Consider the following 22674-nt stretch of genomic DNA (forward strand, 5'->3'; position numbering starts at 1 on the left):
AGAAATTTAATTAAATATTTACAAAATTTTGAATTGTTTCCAAAGCGCGTGTAGCATATGCTTCATTTCGCTCTTGTTTCTTTTTAATTTTCTTCTCTAACGGTGTAAATAAACCGAAGTTTGCATTCATTGGCTGGAAGTTTTTCGCATTTGTCGCAGTAATATAATTTGCCATACTTCCCATTGCAGTTACAGGTGGTAATACAACTGGCTCTTCACCTTTTACAAGTCGAGCAGCGTTAATACCCGCTAATAATCCTGATGCTGCTGATTCAACATAACCCTCTACACCAGTCATTTGACCAGCGAAGAATAAATCATCACGTTGTTTATATTGATATGTTGGACGAAGTAAATTAGGCGAATTAATAAACGTATTACGATGCATTACACCATAACGTACAATCTCTGCGTTTTCTAGTCCTGGAATTAGCTGTAACACTTCTTTTTGTGGCCCCCACTTTAAATGTGTTTGGAAGCCTACAATATTATATAATGTTCCTGCTGCATCATCTTGACGTAACTGAACAACCGCATACGGTGTTTTCCCTGTTTTCGGATCTTCTAACCCAACAGGCTTCATCGGTCCAAATACTAACGTCTGTCTTCCTCTACTTGCCATAACTTCTACTGGCATACAACCTTCAAAGAAAATTTCTTTTTCAAATTCTTTTAAAGGCACTGTCTCAGCAGCAATTAAAGCCTCATAAAAACGATCAAACTCTTCTTCTGTCATTGGACAGTTTAAATATGCCGCTTCACCTTTATCATAACGGGATTTTAAATATACTTTATTCATGTCAATGCTGTCTTTCTCAACGATTGGCGCTGCAGCATCATAGAAATAAAAATAATCTTCACCTGTTAGTTTTTTTAATTGTGCAGAAAGATCCGGAGACGTAAGTGGACCTGTCGCGATAACAGTTGGTCCCTCTGGAATTTCAGTGATTTCCTCATTCATTACAGTTACGTTCGGATGATTTTTCACATATTCAGTCACTTTCGCCGCGAATTCATGACGGTCTACAGCTAAAGCACCTCCTGCTGGTACAGAGCACTCATCAGCTGCACGAATAATGACAGAATCCATTAGACGCATTTCTTCTTTAATAACACCAACAGCATTTGTCAATGTGTTTGCGCGAAGTGAGTTACTACATACTAATTCAGCAAATTTATCTGTATGATGAGCTGGTGTTTGCCTTACTGGTCTCATTTCATATAATTTTACTTGGACACCACGCTTTGCAATTTGGTAAGCTGCTTCGCTTCCTGCAAGACCTGCGCCAATGACGTTTACTACTTGTGTTGTCATATATATCACCTTTCCTTTTCTTCCCGAAAAAAATGTGAGCAGTTACGCTCACATTTGTTGTTCTTCTTCATAATCACACGAAATACATTGTACTTGCACGCCTTTTTTTAACTTTTTCTCTACGAGCATACCTTCACACTTCGGACATTTACGACCAATCGGCTTATCCCAAGATACAAAGTCACATTCTGGATACGTACCGCATCCGTAGAAAAGGCGTTTCTTTTTATTACTACGGCGTTCAATAATTTGCCCTTTATCACACTTCGGACAAGTAACACCGATTTCTTTTACAATCGGTTTTGTATTACGACATTCCGGGAAATTTGAACAAGCCATAAACTTCCCATATTTACCCATTTTAAAGACCATCGGGTGACTACATAATTCACAGTCTTCCCCAGCTGGTTCATCTTTAATTTCCACTTCACGCATTTCTTTTTCCGCTTTTTCTAAGCGCGGTTCAAATCCTACGTAGAAATCATCAACAATTTTCACCCAATTTGCATTTCCTTCTTCTACTTCATCAAGGCTTTGCTCCATATTGGCAGTAAATTCAATGTTAATAATTTCTGGGAAAAACTCTAAAATAAGTTCGATTACTATTCCACCAAGCTCAGTCGGAACGAAGCGTTTATTATCTAAAGCAACGTATCCTCGTTTTTGGATTGTTTCAAGTGTCGGTACATAAGTAGACGGTCTCCCAATTCCAAGCTCTTCAAGTGTTCTTACTAGACGAGCCTCTGTGTAACGCGGCGGAGGCTGTGTGTAATGTTGCTTTGGTTCTATATCTTTTGAAAATACAGTTTCACCTACTTCTAACGGTGGCAACATCTTATCCTTTTCTTCCGCACCATCATCTTTCGACTCTACGTACACTTTCATAAATCCTGGGAACTTTACAACTGATCCACTTGCACGGAACTGAACATTGTTATTAATGAGTTTCGCTGTAACAGTATCCATTATAGCAGATGCCATTTGACTTGCAACAAATCGCTCCCAAATCAGTTTATACAAACGGAGTTGATCACGACTTAAGAAACTTTTTAGTTCCTCTGGCTTTCTCATTACCGAAGTAGGACGAATCGCCTCATGCGCATCTTGTGCTTTCGACTTTTTCGTTTCTTTCCTCTTCTCTGTTCCTATGTATTCCGCACCAAACGCCTCAGTAATGTAATCACGAGCCTCTGTTTGAGCTGTTTCTGAGATACGTGTTGAATCAGTTCTCATATACGTAATAAGACCTACAGTCCCTTGTTTTCCAAGATCTATCCCTTCATACAGCTGCTGTGCAAGCATCATTGTTTTCTTTGCTCGCATATTTAACTTACGCGCTGCCTCTTGTTGCAAGGAAGATGTTGTAAACGGTAATGCAGGGTTACGCTTTCGCTCTTTTCGCGTTACATTTTCAACCGAAAACGCATTGTCTTTCATCTTTTCGATTATTTCGTTCACTTGTGCTTCGTTCGTTAATTGAACTTTTTCACCATCTACACCGTAAAAGCTTGCTTCAAATGTGTCTTTCCCTTTCACAAATTCTGTTTTAATTGTCCAGAATTCTTCAGGTTCAAAACTTTGAATTTCTTTTTCACGTTCGATGATTAAACGAACTGCTACAGATTGTACGCGTCCTGCACTTAATCCTTTTTTTACTTTCTTCCATAATAAAGGACTAATATTGTAACCAACAAGACGATCGAGTATACGCCTTGCCTGTTGTGCATCTACTAAATCCATATTAATTGCACGAGGATATTTAAATGATTCTTTTATTGCATCTTTTGTAATCTCATTAAATACAACTCGGCAATCTGATTCAACGTCCACATTTAACGTATTTGCTAAATGCCAAGCAATTGCTTCTCCTTCACGATCCGGATCGGCCGCGAGATAGACTTTCTTTGCTTTTTTTGCCGCTGATTTTAAATCTTTTAAAACGGGACCCTTACCACGAATGGTAATATACTTCGGGGTGAAGTTATTCTTTACTTCTATCCCCATTTGGCTTTTAGGTAAATCGCGGACATGTCCCATGGACGCGACGACTTTGTATTTTTTCCCTAAATATTTTTCAATGGTCTTCGCCTTAGAAGGCGACTCCACGATTACGAGGTAATCTGACATGCTAGTGCCTCCTTAAGAGGTGGATTCAAGTCTTCATCAATCTTATTGATTTCTCTTGTTTTTGTCAATCAAGAATGAATATACCATACAGCGACAATCTACCATTTGTCAATAATTGTTTAATAAAAACATAAAAATATATGGTTAATTTAAAATTTCTTCAAGGATATCCTCCGCATTTCTTACTAGCTTTGCGCCTTGTTGAATTAGATGATTCGTTCCCGCTGCACTCTCTATAAATATAGGTCCAGGAAGCGCAAACACCTCTCTATTTTGTTCTAGCGCAAGGTCTGCAGTAATAAGGGATCCACTTCTCGTTTTTGCTTCTACAACTAAAACACCTTTACTTATACCGCTAATAATTCGATTTCTTTTTGGGAAATACCATTTTTTCGGCACATAATGGGGCGGATACTCTGTCAATAACAATATATAATCTTTCCACGTGTCATATAAACCTCTATTCTCCTTTGGATACATATAAGATAATCCATGTCCTAATATTGCAATGGTCGGGCAATGCTGCCTTACTGTAACTTCATGAGCAATTGTATCTATCCCTCTTGCAAACCCACTAACAATAAGCCATTCTTTTTCAAGTAAAGGTTGTAAAATAAACTTCATACTCTCCTTTCCATATAAAGACGGTTCTCTCGTTCCAACAATCGCTAATTTATTTACTTTATTTAGAAAATCTCTTTCTCCTTTTCCGTATAAAACAAAAGGGGGATCTTGTATTTCTCGCAGTAATTGTGGATAGTCCTTATCCCATATTGTTATATAAAATATTCTCTTTTTTTCTAACTGGGATACATATTGTTGGAGATTTGAAATTTGAAGAAAATTTACTAGTTCTAAAGATTTTTTCGAGGATATTCCAGCGTAATATTCAAATTGTTTCGGACTAAAAGTGTATATTCCCTTCAGTTCTGGATCAACATATAGTAGTCTCTCCATCGCCTTCCAATGATCCGCCAACATGTAATGAAGGTGCAATAAACGTTCTCTTTTCATCTCAATTCTCCTTACCCATAATTTTTATTATGTAAACAAAAAATGTGTAAAAAGACACCCTCTAATAAGAAGGTGTCTTTCAAAAAGATTAGTAGTTTTTACAAGTCTCAAATAATCCCTTTTCTTTTAAAACAGAGATTAATGTTTCACCCATAACAGCTGGTGTTTCCGCTACTTTAATACCACAAGCTTCCATTGTTTTAATCTTTTCAGCAGCAGTTCCTTTGCCGCCAGAAATGATCGCCCCAGCATGACCCATACGTTTGCCTTCAGGCGCTGTTTGACCACCAATGAAGCCTACAACTGGTTTTGTCATATTAGCTTGTACCCATTCTGCTGCTTCTTCTTCTGCCGTACCGCCGATTTCACCAATCATAATTACAGCATGCGTTTCTTCATCTTCATTAAATGCTTTTAACGCATCAATAAAGTCCGTACCGTTAACAGGGTCTCCCCCGATACCTACAGCAGTAGATTGGCCAATACCTTCTTGCGTTAACTGATGTACAGCTTCATACGTTAATGTACCAGAGCGAGATACGATACCAACATGACCTTTTTTGTGAATATATCCTGGCATAATACCAATTTTACATTCGTCAGGTGTAATGACACCAGGGCAGTTTGGTCCAAGTAAACGTGTATGTTTACCCGCCATATATCTCTTTACATTTACCATATCTAATACAGGGATTCCTTCAGTAATACATACTACTAAATCAACCTTTGCATCAACAGCTTCCATAATTGCATCAGCCGCAAAAGCGGGTGGAACGTATACAACTGAAGCGTTTGCGCCTGTTGCTTTCACAGCATCTTCTACTGTATCAAATACTGGTACGCCTTCAATATCAGTGCCACCTTTACCTGGTGTTACACCACCTACAATTTTCGTACCGTATTCAATCATTTGCTTTGTATGGAATAACCCTTGAGAACCTGTAATACCTTGAACAATAACTTTTGTATCTTTATTAACTAATACGCTCATTTTTCTCCCCCGCTTTCTATTAGCCCACTAGTGAAACAATTTTTTGTGCACCGTCTGCCATAGATTCTGCTGCAACAATATTTAAACCAGACTCATTTAAAATTTTCTTTCCTAGCTCTACGTTTGTACCTTCAAGACGTACAACTAAAGGCAACTCAAGGCCTACCTGCTTCGTCGCTTCAATAACACCTTCTGCGATAACATCACACTTCATAATGCCACCAAAAATGTTAACGAAGATACCTTTTACATTTTTGTCAGAAAGGATAATTTTGAATGCTTCTGTAACTTTTTCAGCTGTTGCGCCGCCACCAACATCTAAGAAGTTAGCTGGGTCACCATGGTAATGTTTAATGATATCCATTGTAGCCATTGCTAAACCTGCACCATTAACCATACAACCGATATTTCCATCTAAAGGAATGTAGTTTAAGTCATATTTAGAAGCTTCAATTTCTTTTGAATCTTCTTCTTCAAGATCACGAAGTTCTAAAATATCTTTATTGCGATATAACGCATTAGAATCAAAGTTTAATTTTGCATCTAACGCCATAACTTTACCGTCACCTGTTGTAACAAGTGGATTAATCTCAGCGATAGAGCAATCTTTTTCGATAAACGCACTGTATAAGCCCATCATAAACTTCACAGCTTGTCCTACAAGTTCTTTTGGAATATTGATGTTAAACGCGATTCTACGCGCTTGGAAACCTTGTAAACCTACTGCTGGATCAATATATTCTTTAAAGATTTTTTCAGGCGTTTTTTCTGCTACTTCTTCAATTTCTGTTCCACCTTCTTCAGATGCCATTAAAACAACTTGAGAAGTTGCACGATCTAATACAAGACCTACATAATATTCTTTTTTAATATCGCAACCTTCTTCGATAAGTAAGCGTTTTACTTCCTTACCTTCAGGACCTGTTTGATGCGTCACAAGTGTAGTTCCTAAAATGCTTTCTGCATATGTACGAACTTCTTCTAAATTTTTCGCAACTTTTACACCGCCAGCTTTGCCGCGTCCACCAGCGTGAATTTGCGCTTTAACTACACATACTTCCGTTCCTAATTCTTTCGCTGCTTCTACAGCTTCTTCTACTGTAAATGCAACCTTCCCGTTCGGAACGCTAACCCCATAGCTTCTAAGGACTGCCTTACCTTGGTACTCATGGATATTCATGGTCCCATCCTCCCCTGTTTTCCTGTTTTACTCGAAAAGTTTTTTAATGTTTAAAAAACATTACATTGCCATTGTATAAGATGATTGGCACGCTGTCTACAATAAAGTGTCAGAAAACTGAAATCGCTTTATTCTTTTTCGAAAATAATAATGTTTATATACCAAAATAAAAAATAAGCTGTGAATATACAGCTTATTTTTGAATCATATCTTTAATTGGCGCGAATGATTTTCGATGTTCTTCTAATACTCCATGTACTTCAATCGCTTCTAAATGCTGTTTCGTCCCATATCCCATATGTTGTTCGAATCCATATGCAGGATACTTTCCTCCTAACTCTTTCATCATGCGATCTCTCGTCACTTTCGCAATAATAGATGCAGCTGAAATAGAGACACTTTTCGCATCACCTTTAATGATTGATGTTTGCGGAATTGATGTAGGAAGCTTCATCGCATCGATTAATAAATATTCTGGTGTACATGATAAATTAGCAACGGCATCTAACATCGCTTGCTTCGTCGCTTGATAAATATTTATTTCATCAATAACTTGTGGTGATATAATTCCAACTCCAATCGCAATTGCATGATCTTTAATTTCATCATAAAAACGCTCACGTTTCGCTTCACTTAATTTTTTCGAGTCATTTAATCCTGGAATATAAAAATCTTCCGGAAGGACGACTGCCGCCGTCACAACCGGTCCTGCTAACGGCCCACGACCCACTTCATCAATACCAGCAATGTATGTGAGCCCTTTTTCACGTAACTCATTTTCGTACTTTGACATTTCTAGAAATTTTTCTCTTTCTTTTTGCGCTAACTCTTTTTGTTTATACCACTTCAAAATTAGTTTTTGAACACCTTTTCGCTCATCTTTCACTAACATTTGAAAACGCTCGTCTTCTTCATTCATAATTTCTTGCAGCAAACATTCCGCTTCATGAATAGTCATTTTTTGCATCTATTTACACTCCTTTTAAACGTAACCAAAAAGAAAAGACGTACAAACGCACGTCTTATACTTCTTCTACTTTTTCCGCATCTTCTACCTGCTCTGCAAACTCTTCTGGTGTTTCAAATGTCATTTTTCCTAATCTTCCACCACGAAGCTCACGAAGTATAAGCTCAGATGTTTTATCATAATCAATCATTCCGCCGCCCATTAAGCAACCTCTATTTTTTCCAATTGCATCAAATAACTCCACAATTTCTTCTGGAATGTCATTTAAATTATATCGCTCTTTTAAACGTTCCGGATAATGTTTTTCCATAAAACGTAACGCATAAATAGCTACATCCTGTAGATTTAATATAGAATCTTTAATTGCACCAGTCGTCGCTAAACGAAGACCAACTAATTCATCTTCAAATTTAGGCCACAAAATACCTGGTGTATCTAATAATTCCATTTCTTTCCCAACTTTAATCCACTGCTGGGCCGTTGTCACACCAGGACGATCTCCTGTTTTTGCTATATTCTTCTTCGCTAATTTATTAATCAGTGTAGATTTACCAACGTTTGGAATACCTACAATTAAAGCACGAATTGCTCTTGGTCTAATGCCTTTAGCAACCATTTTATCGAATTTTTCTTTGACAAGAACTTTACAAGCTGCTGCAATTTCTTTCATACCTTGTCCAGCTTGCGCATTAATTGAAATTGCCTTTTGACCTCTTTCATCAAAATATGCAATCCACTGCTTTGTAAGACGATCATCCGCCATATCCGCTTTATTTAAAACAACAAGCCTTGGTTTATGTGTAATAATTTCATCAATCATTGGATTACGAGAAGATAAAGGTAATCGAGCATCTACAAGCTCAATTACAACATCAATTAACTTTAATTTTTCTGTTACTTGGCGTCTAGCCTTTGCCATATGTCCTGGGAACCATTGAATTACCATGTTGCCACCTTCTTTTTCTTTTATTTCACAATACGTGCATCTTTTAACGGCCAATATAGCATATTTGCTTTACCAATCACTTGGTCCATTGAAATTGTACCAATCGAACGGCTATCTTTACTAAAACGACGATTATCGCCTAAAACAAATAATTGACCTTCTGGAACAGTTTTCTTTCCTGTCATTTCTTCAAGAGTAAAATCATATGTAAGCGGTCCGTCAGCAAGTTGTTTTTTCTGCTTATCTAAATACGGCTCCTCATAAGGTTTCCCGTTAACATATAGTTTATCATTACGGTATTCGATTTCGTCGCCTGGCAGGCCAATAATACGCTTAATATAATCTTTTTCTTCCGTCGCTCGGAATACAATAATATCAAAGCGTTTCGGATCACCTATGTGATAGCCAATTTTATTAACAATCATTCGATCACGGTCATGTAAAGTCGGCGACATCGATACACCGTCTACGAGAATTGGGGCAAAGAAAAACTGTCTAATTACGCCCGCTAATACAACAGCAATCAAAATTGCTTTGATCCATTCCCAAAGTGAGCTCTTCTCTTTCTTCATGCTTTCCCCTCCACTGTTATGTAAGCTGCTCGTATTATACCAAAATTTCATATAGATTGGAAAAAGGGAGCTTGTGTATTTACAAGCTCCCATACATGTCTTATCGAATTTCTTTAATACGTGCTTTTTTACCGCGAAGGTTACGTAAGTAGTATAACTTAGCACGACGTACTTTACCACGGCGAAGTACTTCGATGTTCGCGATTCTTGGCGTGTGAACTGGGAATGTACGCTCAACACCTACACCGTAAGAAATCTTACGAACTGTGAATGTTTCACTGATTCCGCCACCACGACGTTTAATTACAACACCTTCGAAAAGCTGAATTCTTTCACGAGTTCCCTCAACTACTTTTACGTGTACACGTAAAGTGTCTCCAGGACGGAATGAAGGAAGGTCAGTTTTCAATTGGCCTTTTGTGATTTCTGTGATTAATTGTTGCATATTAAATTCTCTCCTTTAAACAGATGCTCTTATAAAGTCTTATTAAATTACAGCGGAACATCGTTAATACGGCTACTGATTTCAGTAGCACAAATGTTATAATAGCATATTGCTAGGACTGTTGCAATAGAAAATATATCAAGCCCTTATCGGTCTTCTTTAATCTGTTCCAGCCATTTCTCTTCTTGCTTAGATAGTTCTCGTTCTTCCAGTAAATCCGGTCTACGTGTGTATGTACGACGTAGTGACTCTTTATGGCGCCATTCATCAATGTTTTTATGATTTCCTGACATTAGTACATCCGGTACCTTCATACCACGAAAATCAGCAGGACGTGTATAATGTGGGTGTTCTAACAAACCTGTGCTAAAAGAGTCTTCCACTTGTGACGTTTGATTCCCAAGCACTCCTGGCAAAAGACGTACAACACTGTCAGTGACTACCATAGAAGCCAATTCTCCACCCGTTAATACGTAATCCCCAATAGAAATCTCATCTGTTACAAGATGCTCACGAATTCGTTCATCGTATCCTTCATAATGGCCACATACAAAAATAACATGCTCTTCTCCAGCAAGCTCTTCTGCCTTCTTCTGCGTGAAACGCTCTCCTTGTGGACACATTAAGACGATTCTCGGCTTACGGTCTGTTTCCTTCGTTAACTCTTCTACTGCGTCAAAGATAGGCTGTGGGGTTAATACCATACCAGCGCCCCCACCATACGGATAATCATCTACACTATTATGCTTACTAGTTGTATACTCACGAAAATTGACAACACGAAGCTCTACCGCTTCTTTTTCTTGTGCTTTCTTTAAAATTGAAGAACCAAATACACCCGTAAACATATCTGGAAACAATGTTAAAATGTCAATTTTCATTATAGTAGCCCTTCCATTACATGAATGGTTACTAATTTATTTTCAATGTTAACTTGAAGTACAACGTCATCAATATAAGGAATTAACAAATCTTGACCCTTTGGACGTTTAATCACCCAAACGTCATTCGCACCAGGAGATAGAATCTCTTTGATTGTCCCTAACGCTTCTCCTTCTTCCGTTACAACGTTGCAACCAATAATTTCATGGTAGTAGTATTCACCTTCAGCTAGTTCGCCTAACTGCTCTTCTGGTACTTTTATTAAAGAACCTTTTAACTTCTCTACTTCATCTACATTGTTGTATCCTTCAAGTGTTAATAAATCAAATGTCTTATGTTGACGATGAGAAGTTACCTTCACTGTAAGGTAGTCTGTACCTTTCTCATCCCATATGTATAACGTGTTCCCTACTTTATATCGCTCTTCTGGAAAATCAGTACGAGAAATAACACGAATTTCTCCTTTTACGCCATGAGTATTTACAATTTTCCCTACATTAAACCATTTTGTCATAAATAGTATGTCACCCCTGGTTTCTATATAAATTAAGCATTTCCATTTTATATATGGACCATGCAATTTCTCTTTAAATGTTAAAAAAGGGAGAGGAAATAACTCCTCGCCCTTTTTACGTTTATTGAATTTCCAGTGTGACGTTCTCATCATTATGATGTCCCACTGAATACAAGAGCATTCTAATCGCTTTCGCAACTTTCCCTTGCTTTCCAATGACTTTTCCAACATCCTCAGGATGTACAGTTAATCGATACTTTATTTCTCCGTTGCAAAGTTCCTGTGTAACTTTTACATCTCCAGGATGATCCACAAGAGGTTTAACAATTGTCTCGACTAACATTTTCATTGTCATTGCCTCAATTACTTACCTTGTTTAGATAAGTGGAATTTCTCCATGATACCTTGGTTAGAGAAAAGGTTACGAACTGTATCAGATGGTTTAGCACCATTTCCTAACCATTTTAATGCTGCTTCTTCGTTGATCTTAACTTCCGCTGGTTGAGCAACCGGATTGTAAGTACCGATTTCCTCAATGAAACGTCCGTCACGAGGAGAACGAGAATCTGCAACAACTACACGATAGAAAGGAGTTTTTTTAGCTCCCATACGTTTTAAACGAATTTTAACTGCCATTTATAAAGCACCTCCGAATTTATTTCACACAGATAATTATATTAGCAAAAAGACTATTGCTTTGTAAAGTATTTTTTCTTAACAGAGCCATCTTTTTTCCTTACATGAATGGAAACTTCAATCCACCTAGTCCTTTTTTCTTACCTTTTTGCATTCCCGTCATCGTCTTCATCATTTTTTTCATATCATCAAATTGCTTGATTAGACGATTGATTTCTTGTACCGTTGTACCGCTACCTTTGGCAATGCGCTTTTTACGACTAGCATTGATTATTTCCGGTTGTTCTCGTTCTACTTTAGTCATAGAACGAATAATTGCCTCAATATGCCCAATTTGTTTTTCATCAACTTGTGCATTTTTCAGCCCTTTAATTTTATTTGCACCAGGAAGCATTCCTAACAATTCGTCAAGCGGTCCAAGTTGACGCACTTGTCCAAGTTGTTCTAGGAAATCGTCAAGCGTAAACGAAAGCGTACGCATTTTTTGCTCAAGTTCTTTTGCTTTCTCTTCATCAACTGTAGCTTGCGCTTTTTCAATTAATGTTAAGACGTCGCCCATCCCTAAAATACGGGATGCCATACGTTCTGGATGGAACGCTTCAATTGCATCTAGTTTTTCACCCATACCAGCAAATTTAATTGGTGTATTTGTTACAGCCTTAATAGATAATGCCGCACCACCGCGCGTATCACCATCTAATTTCGTTAATACAACACCTGTTAATCCTAACTGTTCATGGAAACTTTGTGCTACATTTACCGCGTCTTGTCCTGTCATCGCATCGACAACAAGGAAAATTTCATCCGGTTTCGCAACTTCTTTGACTTTCGCTAATTCACCCATTAGTTCTTCATCAATATGCAGGCGACCCGCTGTATCGATTAAAACGTAATCGTGATGATCTTCTTTCGCTTTCGCAATCGCTTGTTTCGCAATTTCAACCGGACTTACTTGATCTCCTAAGGAGAAAACAGGCATGTCCAATTGCTTCCCTAATGTTTCAAGCTGTTTAATCGCTGCTGGACGGTAAATATCCGCTGCAACAAGCATCGGTTTACGATTATGCTTTTTACGAAGCAAATTTGCAAGCTTACCTGTCGTCGTTGTTTTACCCGCACCTTGCAGACCAACCATCATTATAACAGTAGGTGGCTTATTAGCAACAGCAATTTTGCTTTGCTCTCCGCCCATAAGTTCTGTAAGTTCTTCCTGTACGATTTTAATTACTTGTTGTCCAGGTGTCAAACTTTTCATTACATCTTGTCCGACAGCACGCTCAGACACACGCTTTATAAAATCTTTTACTACTTTAAAGTTAACATCCGCTTCTAAAAGAGCTAGACGAACTTCTCTCATCATTTCTTTTACATCGGCTTCAGAAACTTTTCCTTTGCCGCGGATTTTTTGCATTGTCTGTTGAAGTCGGTCGGCTAATCCTTCAAATGCCATATTGCCGCCCTCCTAATCTAATTTTTCGATAGCTTCAACAACTTGTTTCATTTCTTCATTTACATGCTCTTCTTCGCTGATTAGCTGTTTTAGCTTTGCAACAAGTCGCTGTCGCTCTTGAAACTTTTGAAGTAATACTAATTTATCTTCATATTCTTCAAGCATCGCTTCAGTCCGTTTAATGTTATCATACACGGCTTGGCGACTTACATCAAATTCTTCCGCAATTTCACCAAGAGATAAATCATCTAGATAATAAAGCGACATATAACTTCTTTGTTTTTGCGTTAACAACGATTGATAAAAATCAAATAAATAGTTCATTCTCGTTGTTTTCTCGAGCATGTTGGATCATCCTTTGTTAAGTGATTTCCCTTTACATGACTTAGTTTACATGGAGTATAAAAGAGTGTCAAGTTTTTTTCTTAACATCACATATTTTTATAAAAAAAGAAGCGGAAATACCGCTTCTTTCACTTACACTTCTTCTGTTTCTACTACGTTCGCAAACAAACCATAAACATATTGTTCTGGATCAAACTGTTGCAGATCATCCATTTGCTCTCCTAGCCCAACAAATTTCACCGGAACATCCATTTCGTTACGAATCGCTAAGACGATACCACCTTTAGCAGTTCCATCTAACTTCGTTAAAACAATACCAGTAACATTCGTGGCTTCACGGAATGTTTTCGCTTGACTTAAACCATTTTGCCCTGTTGTTGCATCAATAACAAGTAATACTTCATGAGGAGCCCCTGGTACTTCACGCTCAATTACGCGCTTCACTTTCTCTAACTCATTCATTAAGTTTACTTTATTTTGTAAGCGTCCCGCTGTATCACATAGCAATACATCCACTTTACGGGCCTTTGCCGCTTGTACAGCATCATACATAACAGCCGCTGGATCAGATCCTGACCCTTGTTTAATTACTTCTACACCAACACGATCGCCCCATACTTCTAATTGCTCAATCGCCCCAGCACGGAATGTATCTCCTGCCGCCAATAGGACAGACTTACCTTCTGATTTAAATTTATGTGCAAGCTTACCAATCGTCGTCGTTTTCCCCACACCATTCACACCAACAAATAAAACTACTGTTAATTGATCCTCTTGTATATTAACTTCATTACTAAAATCGCTGTCACCTTTGTAAATGCCCACTAGCTTTTCAGAAATAACAGCCTGTACTTCTTTCGGATCTTGAATGTTACGACGTTGCACTTCTTCTTTCAACTGATCAATTAATTCCATCACTGTCGAAACTCCGACATCCGCACTAATTAAAATTTCTTCTAATTCTTCAAAGAAATCTTCGTCTATTTTGCGGTAACGGTACACTAAGTCATTTACTTTATCAGCAAATGAATTTCTCGTTTTTTCTAATCCTTGTTTAAACTTCTCTGTTACCGTATCCGTTTGTTTTGAAATTTTTTCTTTTAATTTTTTTAAAAAGCTCATACTTCCCATCCTTCCTATCTACTTGCAACAAGTTCTTCGCCATCATCTAAACGAACAGAAACAAGCTTCGACACCCCTGATTCTTGCATTGTTACACCGTACAATACATCAGACTCTTCCATTGTACCTTTTCGGTGTGTAATTACAATAAACTGCGTTTCATCACTAAATTTCTTTAAATACTGCGCAAAACGAGCAACGTTTGCCTCATCAAGAGCTGCTTCCACTTCATCTAGAACACAGAATGGAACTGGGCGTACTTTTAAAATACCAAATAAGAGCGCAATTGCCGTTAAAGCACGCTCTCCCCCTGAAAGTAAACCTAAATTTTGTAGTTTCTTCCCTGGTGGTTGCGCTACAATATCAATACCCGTATTTAGTAAATCTTCTGGGTTTGTCATTACTAAATCCGCTCTTCCACCTCCGAATAATTCAGAGAATACAGATTGAAACTCTGTTCGAATCCCTTCGAACGTAGTAGAAAAGCGTTTTTTCATCTCTTCATCCATTTCCGTAATAAGTTGATGCAATGTCGATTTCGCTTCTTCTAGGTCATCTCTTTGCTCTAATAAGAATGTATGGCGCTCTGCTACACGTTCATATTCATCAATTGCCCCTAAATTTACTGCGCCTAACTCTTCAATGGATAGTTTAATTAGTTTCACCTTTTTACGTGCATCTTCTGCAGGCATCATCATTGTATACTTAAGTTTTGCTGCTTCAAATGAAATAGTATATGTTTCACGTAAATGTTGCAATCTATTTTCCAGCTCTACATCAAGTCGGTTAATTTTCACTTCTTGATCTTTCAGCATCTCAAGAATATATTTATGTTTACCTATTGTTTCTTTCACACCGCGCTCTAAATGCTCGACTCTTTCTTGCAATGATACGCGTTGTTCACGACGAGAGCGAATTAACTCCGAAGTTTGATTACGATCATACGCTTTCTTCTCAATCATATTCGTAATTTGTTCTTCGCCACTTGAATTAGATGTCATCTCTTGCTTTAAGAACGCTAAATCTTCTTTCGTTTTTACAAGCGTCGCATCAGTCTCTTCTTTTTCCTTCGTCAAACGTTCGACTTTTTCTTTTTGATTAGACAAACGTTGTTGTTGTTCAGCAGCTTGTACTTTTAGCTCCGTCATTTCCTTCTGAACTTTTTCTTTTGAAGAATATTGTTCACTTTTTTGTTTCGTTAAAACGACGATTTTGCTATCTAATTCCCCAATCTCAACTTGAAGAGTCGCTAAAATCTTTTCTAACTCTTCTTTGCGCCCTTGCATTTTTACTTGATCTTGTAAAAATCCTTCAATCTCTAAATCGTAAATCGATAAACGATCATTAATACGATGTTCATCTAATTCTAAACGATTAATTTCTTCTCTTAGCTTCTGTTCATCTACACGTTCGGTCTCTACACCTTGGCGTAGCTCTCGTATTTGTACTTCTTTTTCTTGAATCTCTTGCTTTACTGCTTTAACAAAGTTTTCTAGCTTTGTTGTTTTTTCTTCCATGTCAGTTAGTTTTTTAGTCCACTCTTCAAGTTCACGTTGACGTCCCAATAAAGAGGATTTCGCCTGTTTTACAGCTCCACCCGTCATAGAACCACCCGGGTTCACTACGTCACCTTCGAGTGTTACAATACGATAGCGGTATTGCAGTTGTTTCGCTAACTCATTTGCTCCGCGTAAATCTTTCGCAACAACAACTGTACCTAATAAACTTGAAACTACATTCTCATATTTATTATTGTACTGCACAAGTTCTGCCGCTACACCGACAAACGATGGATGCTGATTCACAATGCGTAATTGATCAAATGATAGCGATCGGCTTTTAATAACAGCTTGAGGTAAAAACGTTGCACGGCCATGTTTATTTTGCTTTAAAAATGCAATTGCATTACGAGCATGCTCTTCTGTTTGTACTACGATATGTTGCATCGCTGCCCCAAGGGCGATTTCCATTGCGATTTCATATTCTTTCGGCACAGTCAGAAGTTCTGCAACAGCTCCCTCAATACCTTGTAGTCTATTTTCTCTAGCCTTTAATACTTCACGTACCCCTTGATAGAAGCCAGAGTAGTCCTCTTGCATCTCTTCTAACATTTCTTTACGAGAGCGCGCCTGTTGCACAAATTGATACGCTTGATACAGTTTCGTTTCATTTTCACTATACTGTGACTTACATTTCCCAAGTGCCGTTTCTGTCTTCTGTATGTTAGAAATAATGCCAGCTATTTTCTCTCTCGCTTGCTCATAGCTGTCTACAAGTTTCGCCTTTTTCGCTGTAATTTCCACACGCATCTGTACATACTTTTCATTTTCTTCATCAAGTCGTTCGTTTTTAGAGTTTTGCTGTTTTGATTGTTCTTCAATCATAGATAATTCATTACGAAGACTTGCTTGTTGATTTAAAAGTTCAATATAGTCACCTTTTAAATTCTCAATTTGTTCCTCTAAATTCTCAGCAAAAGTCGCAAGTAATTGCTCGTTATCATGCAATTTCTTCTCCAATTCTTTTACTTGATTCACAAATTGCATTAAAGCTTTTGTACTTGTTTCAATTTCGCCATCATAACTTGTAGTTTTCTCTGTTAACTCAACAATTAGCTTTTCAAGCTGCGCACAATGTGTCGTTGCATTTTGCTTTCTTTCCTTTAACAGCTCGCGTTGCCCTTCTAGTTTTTCTAGTTCTTTACTAGACAGAAGTAGAACTTCTTGTAAGGAATTTACAGATTCATCAACGGCTTGTAATTGCCCGCGTAATTCCTCAAGCTCTTCTTCACTTTTTTGTAAGTTCGCCGACATTTTAGCTTCTTCATCTTTATTATGCCCAAATTGATTTCGAAGCGCTTCCCACTTTTCATGTAATTCTTCAATTTCATGTACAATAAGCGCAGCTTCTACTTTCTCTAATTCTTCTTTTTTCTCAAGATAATCTTTCGCAATAGAAGCTTGTCTTTCTAGTGGTTCTACTTGACTACTTAATTCGTGAATAATATCTTGTACACGATTTAAGTTTTCTTGTGTTTCCGCCAATTTCCCTTCAGCTTTCTTTTTACGAAGTTTATATTTCAGCACACCCGCAGCTTCTTCAAATACACCACGACGTTCTTCTGATTTACTACTCAAAATCTCTTCGACTTTCCCCTGGCTAATAATCGAAAAAGCTTCCCTTCCCATACCAGAGTCCATAAATAAATCAATAATATCTTTTAATCTACAAGATTGTTTATTAATATAAAAATCACTATCACCCGAACGAGATACACGACGCGTTACACACACCTCGTTATACTCAATCGGTAAGCGTTGGTCTTCATTATTTAAAGTTAATGTAACTTCAGCAACATTAACCGCTCTTCTCGTATCACTGCCGGCAAAAATAATATCCTCCATCTTTGCACCGCGTAATGACTTTGCAGATTGTTCACCAAGTACCCAGCGAATTGCATCAGTAATATTACTTTTCCCGCTCCCGTTAGGTCCTACTACAGAAGTTACACCTGGAACAAAATCGACAGATACACGCTCAGCAAAAGACTTAAATCCTGCTATTTCTAATCTTTTTAAAAACACGAAAGGCCTTCCTCCTATTCTCCGTTGTTGTAAACGTTGTCTATACGAAAACAAACTACTATACGGATTTCCCACTCCTTTTATTTATAAATAAAAGGAAAGTTTCATTCTATGCATAAGGAATCCCCCTCATTCAAAGGGGGATTCCTCATGATTGTTCTTTTAATTTTTTCAATGCTTCTGCAGCAGCTTGTTGCTCTGCCTCTTTTTTTGACTTACCACTTCCAAGACCTAATGCCTCATTATTTAAAGTTACACGGGACACAAATTCTCGGTTGTGGGCCGGTCCTTTTTCTTGCAAAATTTGATACTCAACATTGCCACTACCATCACGCTGAATCAATTCTTGCAATTGACTCTTATAATCCATCACATGAGAAAAAGCACCTTCATTAATTTTTGGATATACAACTTCTTTTAAGTATCCCCAAACTGTTTCTAGCCCTTGATCAAGATAAAGGGCACCAATAAACGCTTCAAAGACATCCGCTAATAAAGCTGGTCGTTCACGTCCACCCGTCATTTCCTCACCTTTCCCTAATAAAACAAGGCTACCAAATGACATTTCGTTTGCAAAACGAACAAGAGATGGCTCACATACAATAGCTGCACGTAGTTTTGTTAACTCTCCTTCGCTCATTGTCGGATATTTTTGAAACAGATACTGTGATACAGTGAGTTCCAATACAGCATCGCCAAGAAACTCAAGACGCTCATTGTCCTCATGCGGTTTTTTTCGATGCTCATTCACATACGATGAATGCGTAAACGCTTGAATCAATAATTTTTCATCTGTAAACGTAATACCTATCTCTTCTTGAAATACTTTAAAAGCTTCACGATATTTTGCTTCGTATTTTTTTTCTCTATGTTTTCGGTACGGCATAGGTCCCTCCAGATATAAGCCGAGAAGCCCCGTTAAAAAACGGGACTTCACTTAAGCATTATAGATGACTCTCTATGTAAGTCACAGCATCGCCAACAGTAGCAATCTTTTCAGCATCTTCATCAGAAATTTCCATTTCGAATTCATCTTCTAATTGCATTACAAGTTCTACTACATCTAGGGAGTCTGCGCCTAAATCTTCTTTGAAGCTTGCAGCTGGTACTACTTCAGTTTCTTCTACTCCTAAACGATCAACGACAATTTTGGTTACACGCTCTAAAACATCTGCCATTCTATTCACCTCCCCTCAAATATTATATAAAATATTGTCCAAAAAAACTAGGTGAAATCGATTCTTTTATTACATTACCATACCGCCATCAACATTTAACGTTTGACCTGTAACATATTTACTTTGATCAGAAGCAAAAAACGTTACAGTATTTGCGATATCTTGTGCTTCTCCAAACTGAGCTGCAGGAATTAATTTTAACATTTCGGCTTTTATATTTTCATCTAATACATCCGTCATATCAGTCGCAATAAACCCTGGAGCAATTGCATTTACAGTAATATTTCGGCTCGCTAATTCTTTTGCTGATGTTTTTGTTAATCCAATTACACCAGCTTTAGCAGCAACATAATTTGCTTGTCCTGGGTTTCCTGTTACACCAACAACAGAAGCGATATTAATAATACGTCCATGACGTTGACGCATCATATAGCGCGATACTGCTTTCGTACATAAGAAAACACCTTTTAAGTTTGTATTAATAACTGTATCCCATTCTTCTTCTTTCATACGCATTAATAAATTATCTTTTGTTACACCAGCGTTATTTACAAGAATATCAACTTGTCCAAACGTATCTACAGTTTGTTTCACCATTGCAGTAACATCATCAGCATTTGCAACATCTGCTCTTACTGCAATGGCATCTGAACCTAATTTCTTTATTTCATCAACTACTTCATTCGCCTTTTGCTCATTACCAGCATAATTTACTACAACATTTGCCCCTTGTTTCGCTAAATCAATAGCAATCGCACGACCAATCCCACGTGAAGCACCAGTTACTAATGCTACTTTCCCTTTTAACATCAGCTTTCTCCTCTCAAATTTGAAATGGTATCTCTTAATGTCTCTTCATCATATACCGCATATGCTTTCACTGAAGAATCAATCGACTTCATAAGACCAGCAAGTACTTTTCCAGGTCCGATTTCAATAAATGTATCTACCCCTTGATTCACCATATACTCAATAGATGGGTACCATAATACAGGCGAATAGAGCTGTTCAATTAGCTTTGCTTGAATATCTGTACCACGCGTAATAACATCTGCCGTAACATTTGCAATAACAGGAATATTCGTGTCTTGAATTGTAATTTCATTTAAAACACTTTGGAATTTCTCAGCAGCTGGTTTCATAAGCGAGGAATGAAACGGTCCACTTACTTTGAGCGGAATTGCTCTTTTAGCACCATTTTCTTTCGCTCTTTGAGAAGCAAGTTCTACTCCTTGCTTTGTTCCAGAAATAACAATTTGCTTCGTACTATTCATATTAGCAATTTGTACTGCATATCCTTCACTTGTTACTTCTTCTGTAACTCGTTTCAGCATATCCGGATCCGCACCTAAAATAGCTGCCATTGCACCTTCCCCGCCTGGAACAGCTTCTTCCATATATTCCCCGCGTTTCCTTACAGCATATACAGCGTCTTCGAATGTTAATGCACCAGCAGCTACAAGAGCGCTATATTCACCTAAACTATGTCCTGCGACAAAATCAGGTGTAATATCATACTCCTTCAAAGCTGTTAAAATTGCAAAGCTCGTTGTTAATAGTGCCGGCTGCGCATTTGTTGTTAATGTTAACTTTTCTTGCGGTCCTTCAAAAATCACTTCTGAAAGAGAATCATGCAAAACCTCATCCGCTTTTGCAAACACTTTCGCAACCTCTTTATTATTCTCCGCTAACTGTCTACCCATTCCAACTGCCTGTGAACCTTGGCCCGGAAAAAGAAATGCTATTTTTCCCATTTCAAATCCTCCTCTTATTGAAGCGGCTCCTTCTCCATTACACTTGAAATTGTAGGAATTACTTCTTTCGCTACCATTTCTCTCGTTTGACGAATCGCACTAAATATCGATTGGTCATTAGAAGAACCGTGAGCCTTAATGACAGGAGCTTTCAATCCAAACAACGCCGCTCCCCCATACTCCGAATAATCCATTTTATCTTTCAATACCATAAGTTTTGGTTTTAATACCGCTGCTGCTAATTTGCTCGTAAACGAACTCATTAATTGTTCTTTTAACATAGAGAATAACGCAAGTGCTGTTCCTTCTAATGATTTTAGCGCTACATTACCCGTAAAACCATCACATACAACAACGTCTGCTACACCTTGCAATAAATCTCTTGATTCAACGTTTCCAACGAAATTAATTGGTGCATCCTTGAGCATAGCAAAGACTTGTTTTGAAAGCTCGTTTCCTTTACCATCCTCTGTTCCAACGTTTAAAAGTCCAACGCGTGGATTTTTAATTCCTCTTACCTTCTCTGCGTAAACAGAGCCCATTACTGCATATTGATATAAATGAATTGGTTTTGCATCAACGTTGGCTCCAACATCTAACATAACAAAACCTTCTCCATCAACAGTTGGCATTGTAGGTGATAAAGCTGGTCGTTCAATTCCTTCCATACGACCAACAACAAACAATCCAGCTGCCATCAAAGCTCCTGTACTACCTGCTGATATACAAGCATCCGCTACGCCGTCTTTTACTTGCTGCGCCGCTAGTACCATTGAAGCTTGTTTTTTTCGACGAACCGCTCTTACTGGTTCGTCTGTCGATTCAATTTTTTCGTCCGTATGAAGTATAGTAATTCGCTCTTCACTCGTTAAATATTGACGAATTCCCTCTTCTTTCCCTACTAACGTAATATGTAAATCTGAGTATTCCTTAATAGCTTTCATTGCTCCTAATACTACAGCCTTTGGTGCATGATCGCCGCCCATTGCATCTATTGCGATTTTCATAAGTTGTTACCTTCCTCACTATAATTACTAGATCGATACATTTCAAAAGTGCCTGTAAAGACAAGTTCTTCTCCAACAAAACTACGCACTTTGACAACCGTCCGTCCTTTATCATTCTCTACATCTTCAACACGTACTTTTGCAACAACACGCTCTCCTAATTTTACAGGACGAATATATCGAATGGTGGACTTTGCAGTTAAAGCTAATTCTTCATCAATAACCGCAACAGCTAGTGAGTTTGCTTGTGCAAACAAATGATGCCCACGAGCAATTTGATTTCTTTTAAATACATGCTCTACCTTTACTTCAAAGATAGAAATCGCATGTCTATCTAATTCTATATCAATAATTTCTCCGACAACCTCTTCTAACGGTAAAGATTTCACATCTTCTTCATGTTGTTTTGTAGCCACATGCTTAATTCGTTCTCTTAATTCAGGAATAGATAATTCCATACGATCAAGACGAACAGTTTGTATGCTCACTTGAAATTTTTCCGCTAAATCTTCATCCGTTATAAAAGGATTCGTTTCTATTGTTTGTTGTAATAATTCTTGTCTTTCTTTTTTACTTCTTCTTTTTTTCATACCGCACCATCCATTTTTATGACTAGGTACTAAAAGTAGTATATAATCATTAAAA

At 37.8% G+C, this 22674-nt stretch carries 23 protein-coding genes; all 23 read right to left on the minus strand.

What is annotated here, in order from left to right:
• Positions 1 to 10 precede the first annotated feature (10 nt).
• Entirely contained in the window at positions 11 to 1315 is a 1305-nt protein-coding gene (gene trmFO, locus QCI77_RS19520) for an FADH(2)-oxidizing methylenetetrahydrofolate--tRNA-(uracil(54)-C(5))-methyltransferase TrmFO (RefSeq protein WP_002014534.1), read from the minus strand.
• Between the two features lie 48 nt (positions 1316 to 1363).
• Positions 1364 to 3442: a type I DNA topoisomerase gene (gene topA / locus QCI77_RS19525; RefSeq protein WP_002088184.1), complete on the minus strand. Its 2079-nt coding sequence runs from the start codon at positions 3440 to 3442 to the stop codon at positions 1364 to 1366.
• Positions 3443 to 3586: 144 nt separating this feature from the next.
• Positions 3587 to 4456 (minus strand): DNA-processing protein DprA, encoded by an 870-nt coding sequence (gene dprA / locus QCI77_RS19530; protein ID WP_002014531.1) that lies wholly within the window; start codon positions 4454 to 4456, stop codon positions 3587 to 3589.
• Between the two features lie 88 nt (positions 4457 to 4544).
• Positions 4545 to 5447 (minus strand): succinate--CoA ligase subunit alpha, encoded by a 903-nt coding sequence (gene sucD, locus QCI77_RS19535; RefSeq protein ID WP_002033796.1) that lies wholly within the window; start codon positions 5445 to 5447, stop codon positions 4545 to 4547.
• A gap of 19 nt (positions 5448 to 5466) precedes the next feature.
• On the minus strand, positions 5467 to 6627 hold the full coding sequence (gene sucC, locus QCI77_RS19540) for an ADP-forming succinate--CoA ligase subunit beta (RefSeq protein ID WP_002014529.1): 1161 nt from the start codon (positions 6625 to 6627) through the stop codon (positions 5467 to 5469).
• A gap of 193 nt (positions 6628 to 6820) precedes the next feature.
• Positions 6821 to 7594: a ribonuclease HII gene (locus QCI77_RS19545; protein WP_002142917.1), complete on the minus strand. Its 774-nt coding sequence runs from the start codon at positions 7592 to 7594 to the stop codon at positions 6821 to 6823.
• A gap of 55 nt (positions 7595 to 7649) precedes the next feature.
• Positions 7650 to 8540: a ribosome biogenesis GTPase YlqF gene (gene ylqF, locus QCI77_RS19550; RefSeq protein ID WP_002014526.1), complete on the minus strand. Its 891-nt coding sequence runs from the start codon at positions 8538 to 8540 to the stop codon at positions 7650 to 7652.
• A 20-nt stretch (positions 8541 to 8560) separates the two neighbouring features.
• On the minus strand, positions 8561 to 9112 hold the full coding sequence (gene lepB, locus QCI77_RS19555) for a signal peptidase I (RefSeq protein WP_002066791.1): 552 nt from the start codon (positions 9110 to 9112) through the stop codon (positions 8561 to 8563).
• A 100-nt stretch (positions 9113 to 9212) separates the two neighbouring features.
• Positions 9213 to 9557 carry a 50S ribosomal protein L19 gene (gene rplS / locus QCI77_RS19560; RefSeq protein WP_002014524.1) on the minus strand — a complete coding sequence of 115 codons (345 nt, stop codon included), beginning with the start codon at positions 9555 to 9557 and terminating at the stop codon, positions 9213 to 9215.
• Between the two features lie 146 nt (positions 9558 to 9703).
• On the minus strand, positions 9704 to 10438 hold the full coding sequence (trmD, locus tag QCI77_RS19565; RefSeq protein WP_002014522.1) for a tRNA (guanosine(37)-N1)-methyltransferase TrmD: 735 nt from the start codon (positions 10436 to 10438) through the stop codon (positions 9704 to 9706).
• The gene (rimM, locus tag QCI77_RS19570) at positions 10438 to 10953 is read right to left on the minus strand and encodes a ribosome maturation factor RimM (protein ID WP_002014521.1); all 516 of its coding nucleotides are present in this window, start codon (positions 10951 to 10953) and stop codon (positions 10438 to 10440) included. The genes trmD and rimM overlap by 1 nt, the downstream gene beginning before the upstream one ends.
• Positions 10954 to 11074: 121 nt before the next feature.
• Positions 11075 to 11302, minus strand: coding sequence for a KH domain-containing protein (locus QCI77_RS19575; RefSeq protein ID WP_002088196.1), 228 nt, complete (start codon positions 11300 to 11302; stop codon positions 11075 to 11077).
• Positions 11303 to 11316: 14 nt separating this feature from the next.
• Positions 11317 to 11589, minus strand: coding sequence for a 30S ribosomal protein S16 (gene rpsP, locus QCI77_RS19580; RefSeq protein ID WP_000268750.1), 273 nt, complete (start codon positions 11587 to 11589; stop codon positions 11317 to 11319).
• A gap of 100 nt (positions 11590 to 11689) precedes the next feature.
• On the minus strand, positions 11690 to 13039 hold the full coding sequence (ffh, locus tag QCI77_RS19585; protein WP_002014519.1) for a signal recognition particle protein: 1350 nt from the start codon (positions 13037 to 13039) through the stop codon (positions 11690 to 11692).
• A 12-nt stretch (positions 13040 to 13051) separates the two neighbouring features.
• On the minus strand, positions 13052 to 13384 hold the full coding sequence (locus QCI77_RS19590; protein WP_000891061.1) for a putative DNA-binding protein: 333 nt from the start codon (positions 13382 to 13384) through the stop codon (positions 13052 to 13054).
• 132 nt (positions 13385 to 13516) lie between these two features.
• Positions 13517 to 14506, minus strand: coding sequence for a signal recognition particle-docking protein FtsY (gene ftsY / locus QCI77_RS19595; RefSeq protein WP_002088200.1), 990 nt, complete (start codon positions 14504 to 14506; stop codon positions 13517 to 13519).
• A gap of 14 nt (positions 14507 to 14520) precedes the next feature.
• Positions 14521 to 18090, minus strand: a complete 3570-nt coding sequence (gene smc, locus QCI77_RS19600) for a chromosome segregation protein SMC (protein WP_113769752.1) — start codon at positions 18088 to 18090, stop codon at positions 14521 to 14523.
• A gap of 148 nt (positions 18091 to 18238) precedes the next feature.
• Positions 18239 to 18976, minus strand: coding sequence for a ribonuclease III (rncS, locus tag QCI77_RS19605; protein ID WP_002033792.1), 738 nt, complete (start codon positions 18974 to 18976; stop codon positions 18239 to 18241).
• Positions 18977 to 19034: 58 nt separating this feature from the next.
• Positions 19035 to 19268: an acyl carrier protein gene (gene acpP / locus QCI77_RS19610; protein WP_002014515.1), complete on the minus strand. Its 234-nt coding sequence runs from the start codon at positions 19266 to 19268 to the stop codon at positions 19035 to 19037.
• A 69-nt stretch (positions 19269 to 19337) separates the two neighbouring features.
• Positions 19338 to 20078 carry a 3-oxoacyl-[acyl-carrier-protein] reductase gene (fabG, locus tag QCI77_RS19615; RefSeq protein WP_002014514.1) on the minus strand — a complete coding sequence of 247 codons (741 nt, stop codon included), beginning with the start codon at positions 20076 to 20078 and terminating at the stop codon, positions 19338 to 19340.
• Positions 20078 to 21022 (minus strand): ACP S-malonyltransferase, encoded by a 945-nt coding sequence (fabD, locus tag QCI77_RS19620; protein WP_002190506.1) that lies wholly within the window; start codon positions 21020 to 21022, stop codon positions 20078 to 20080. Before fabD ends, fabG begins: the two co-directional genes overlap by 1 nt.
• A 14-nt stretch (positions 21023 to 21036) precedes the next feature.
• A complete protein-coding gene (gene plsX / locus QCI77_RS19625; RefSeq protein ID WP_002128828.1) occupies positions 21037 to 22029 on the minus strand; it encodes a phosphate acyltransferase PlsX in 993 nt (330 codons plus the stop codon).
• On the minus strand, positions 22026 to 22619 hold the full coding sequence (gene fapR, locus QCI77_RS19630) for a transcription factor FapR (protein ID WP_000747354.1): 594 nt from the start codon (positions 22617 to 22619) through the stop codon (positions 22026 to 22028). Before fapR ends, plsX begins: the two co-directional genes overlap by 4 nt.
• Positions 22620 to 22674 lie beyond the last annotated feature (55 nt).

The sequence above is a fragment of the Bacillus cereus group sp. MG9 genome (assembly GCF_040459995.1).
Classification (GTDB): Bacteria; Bacillota; Bacilli; order Bacillales; family Bacillaceae_G; genus Bacillus_A; species Bacillus_A mycoides.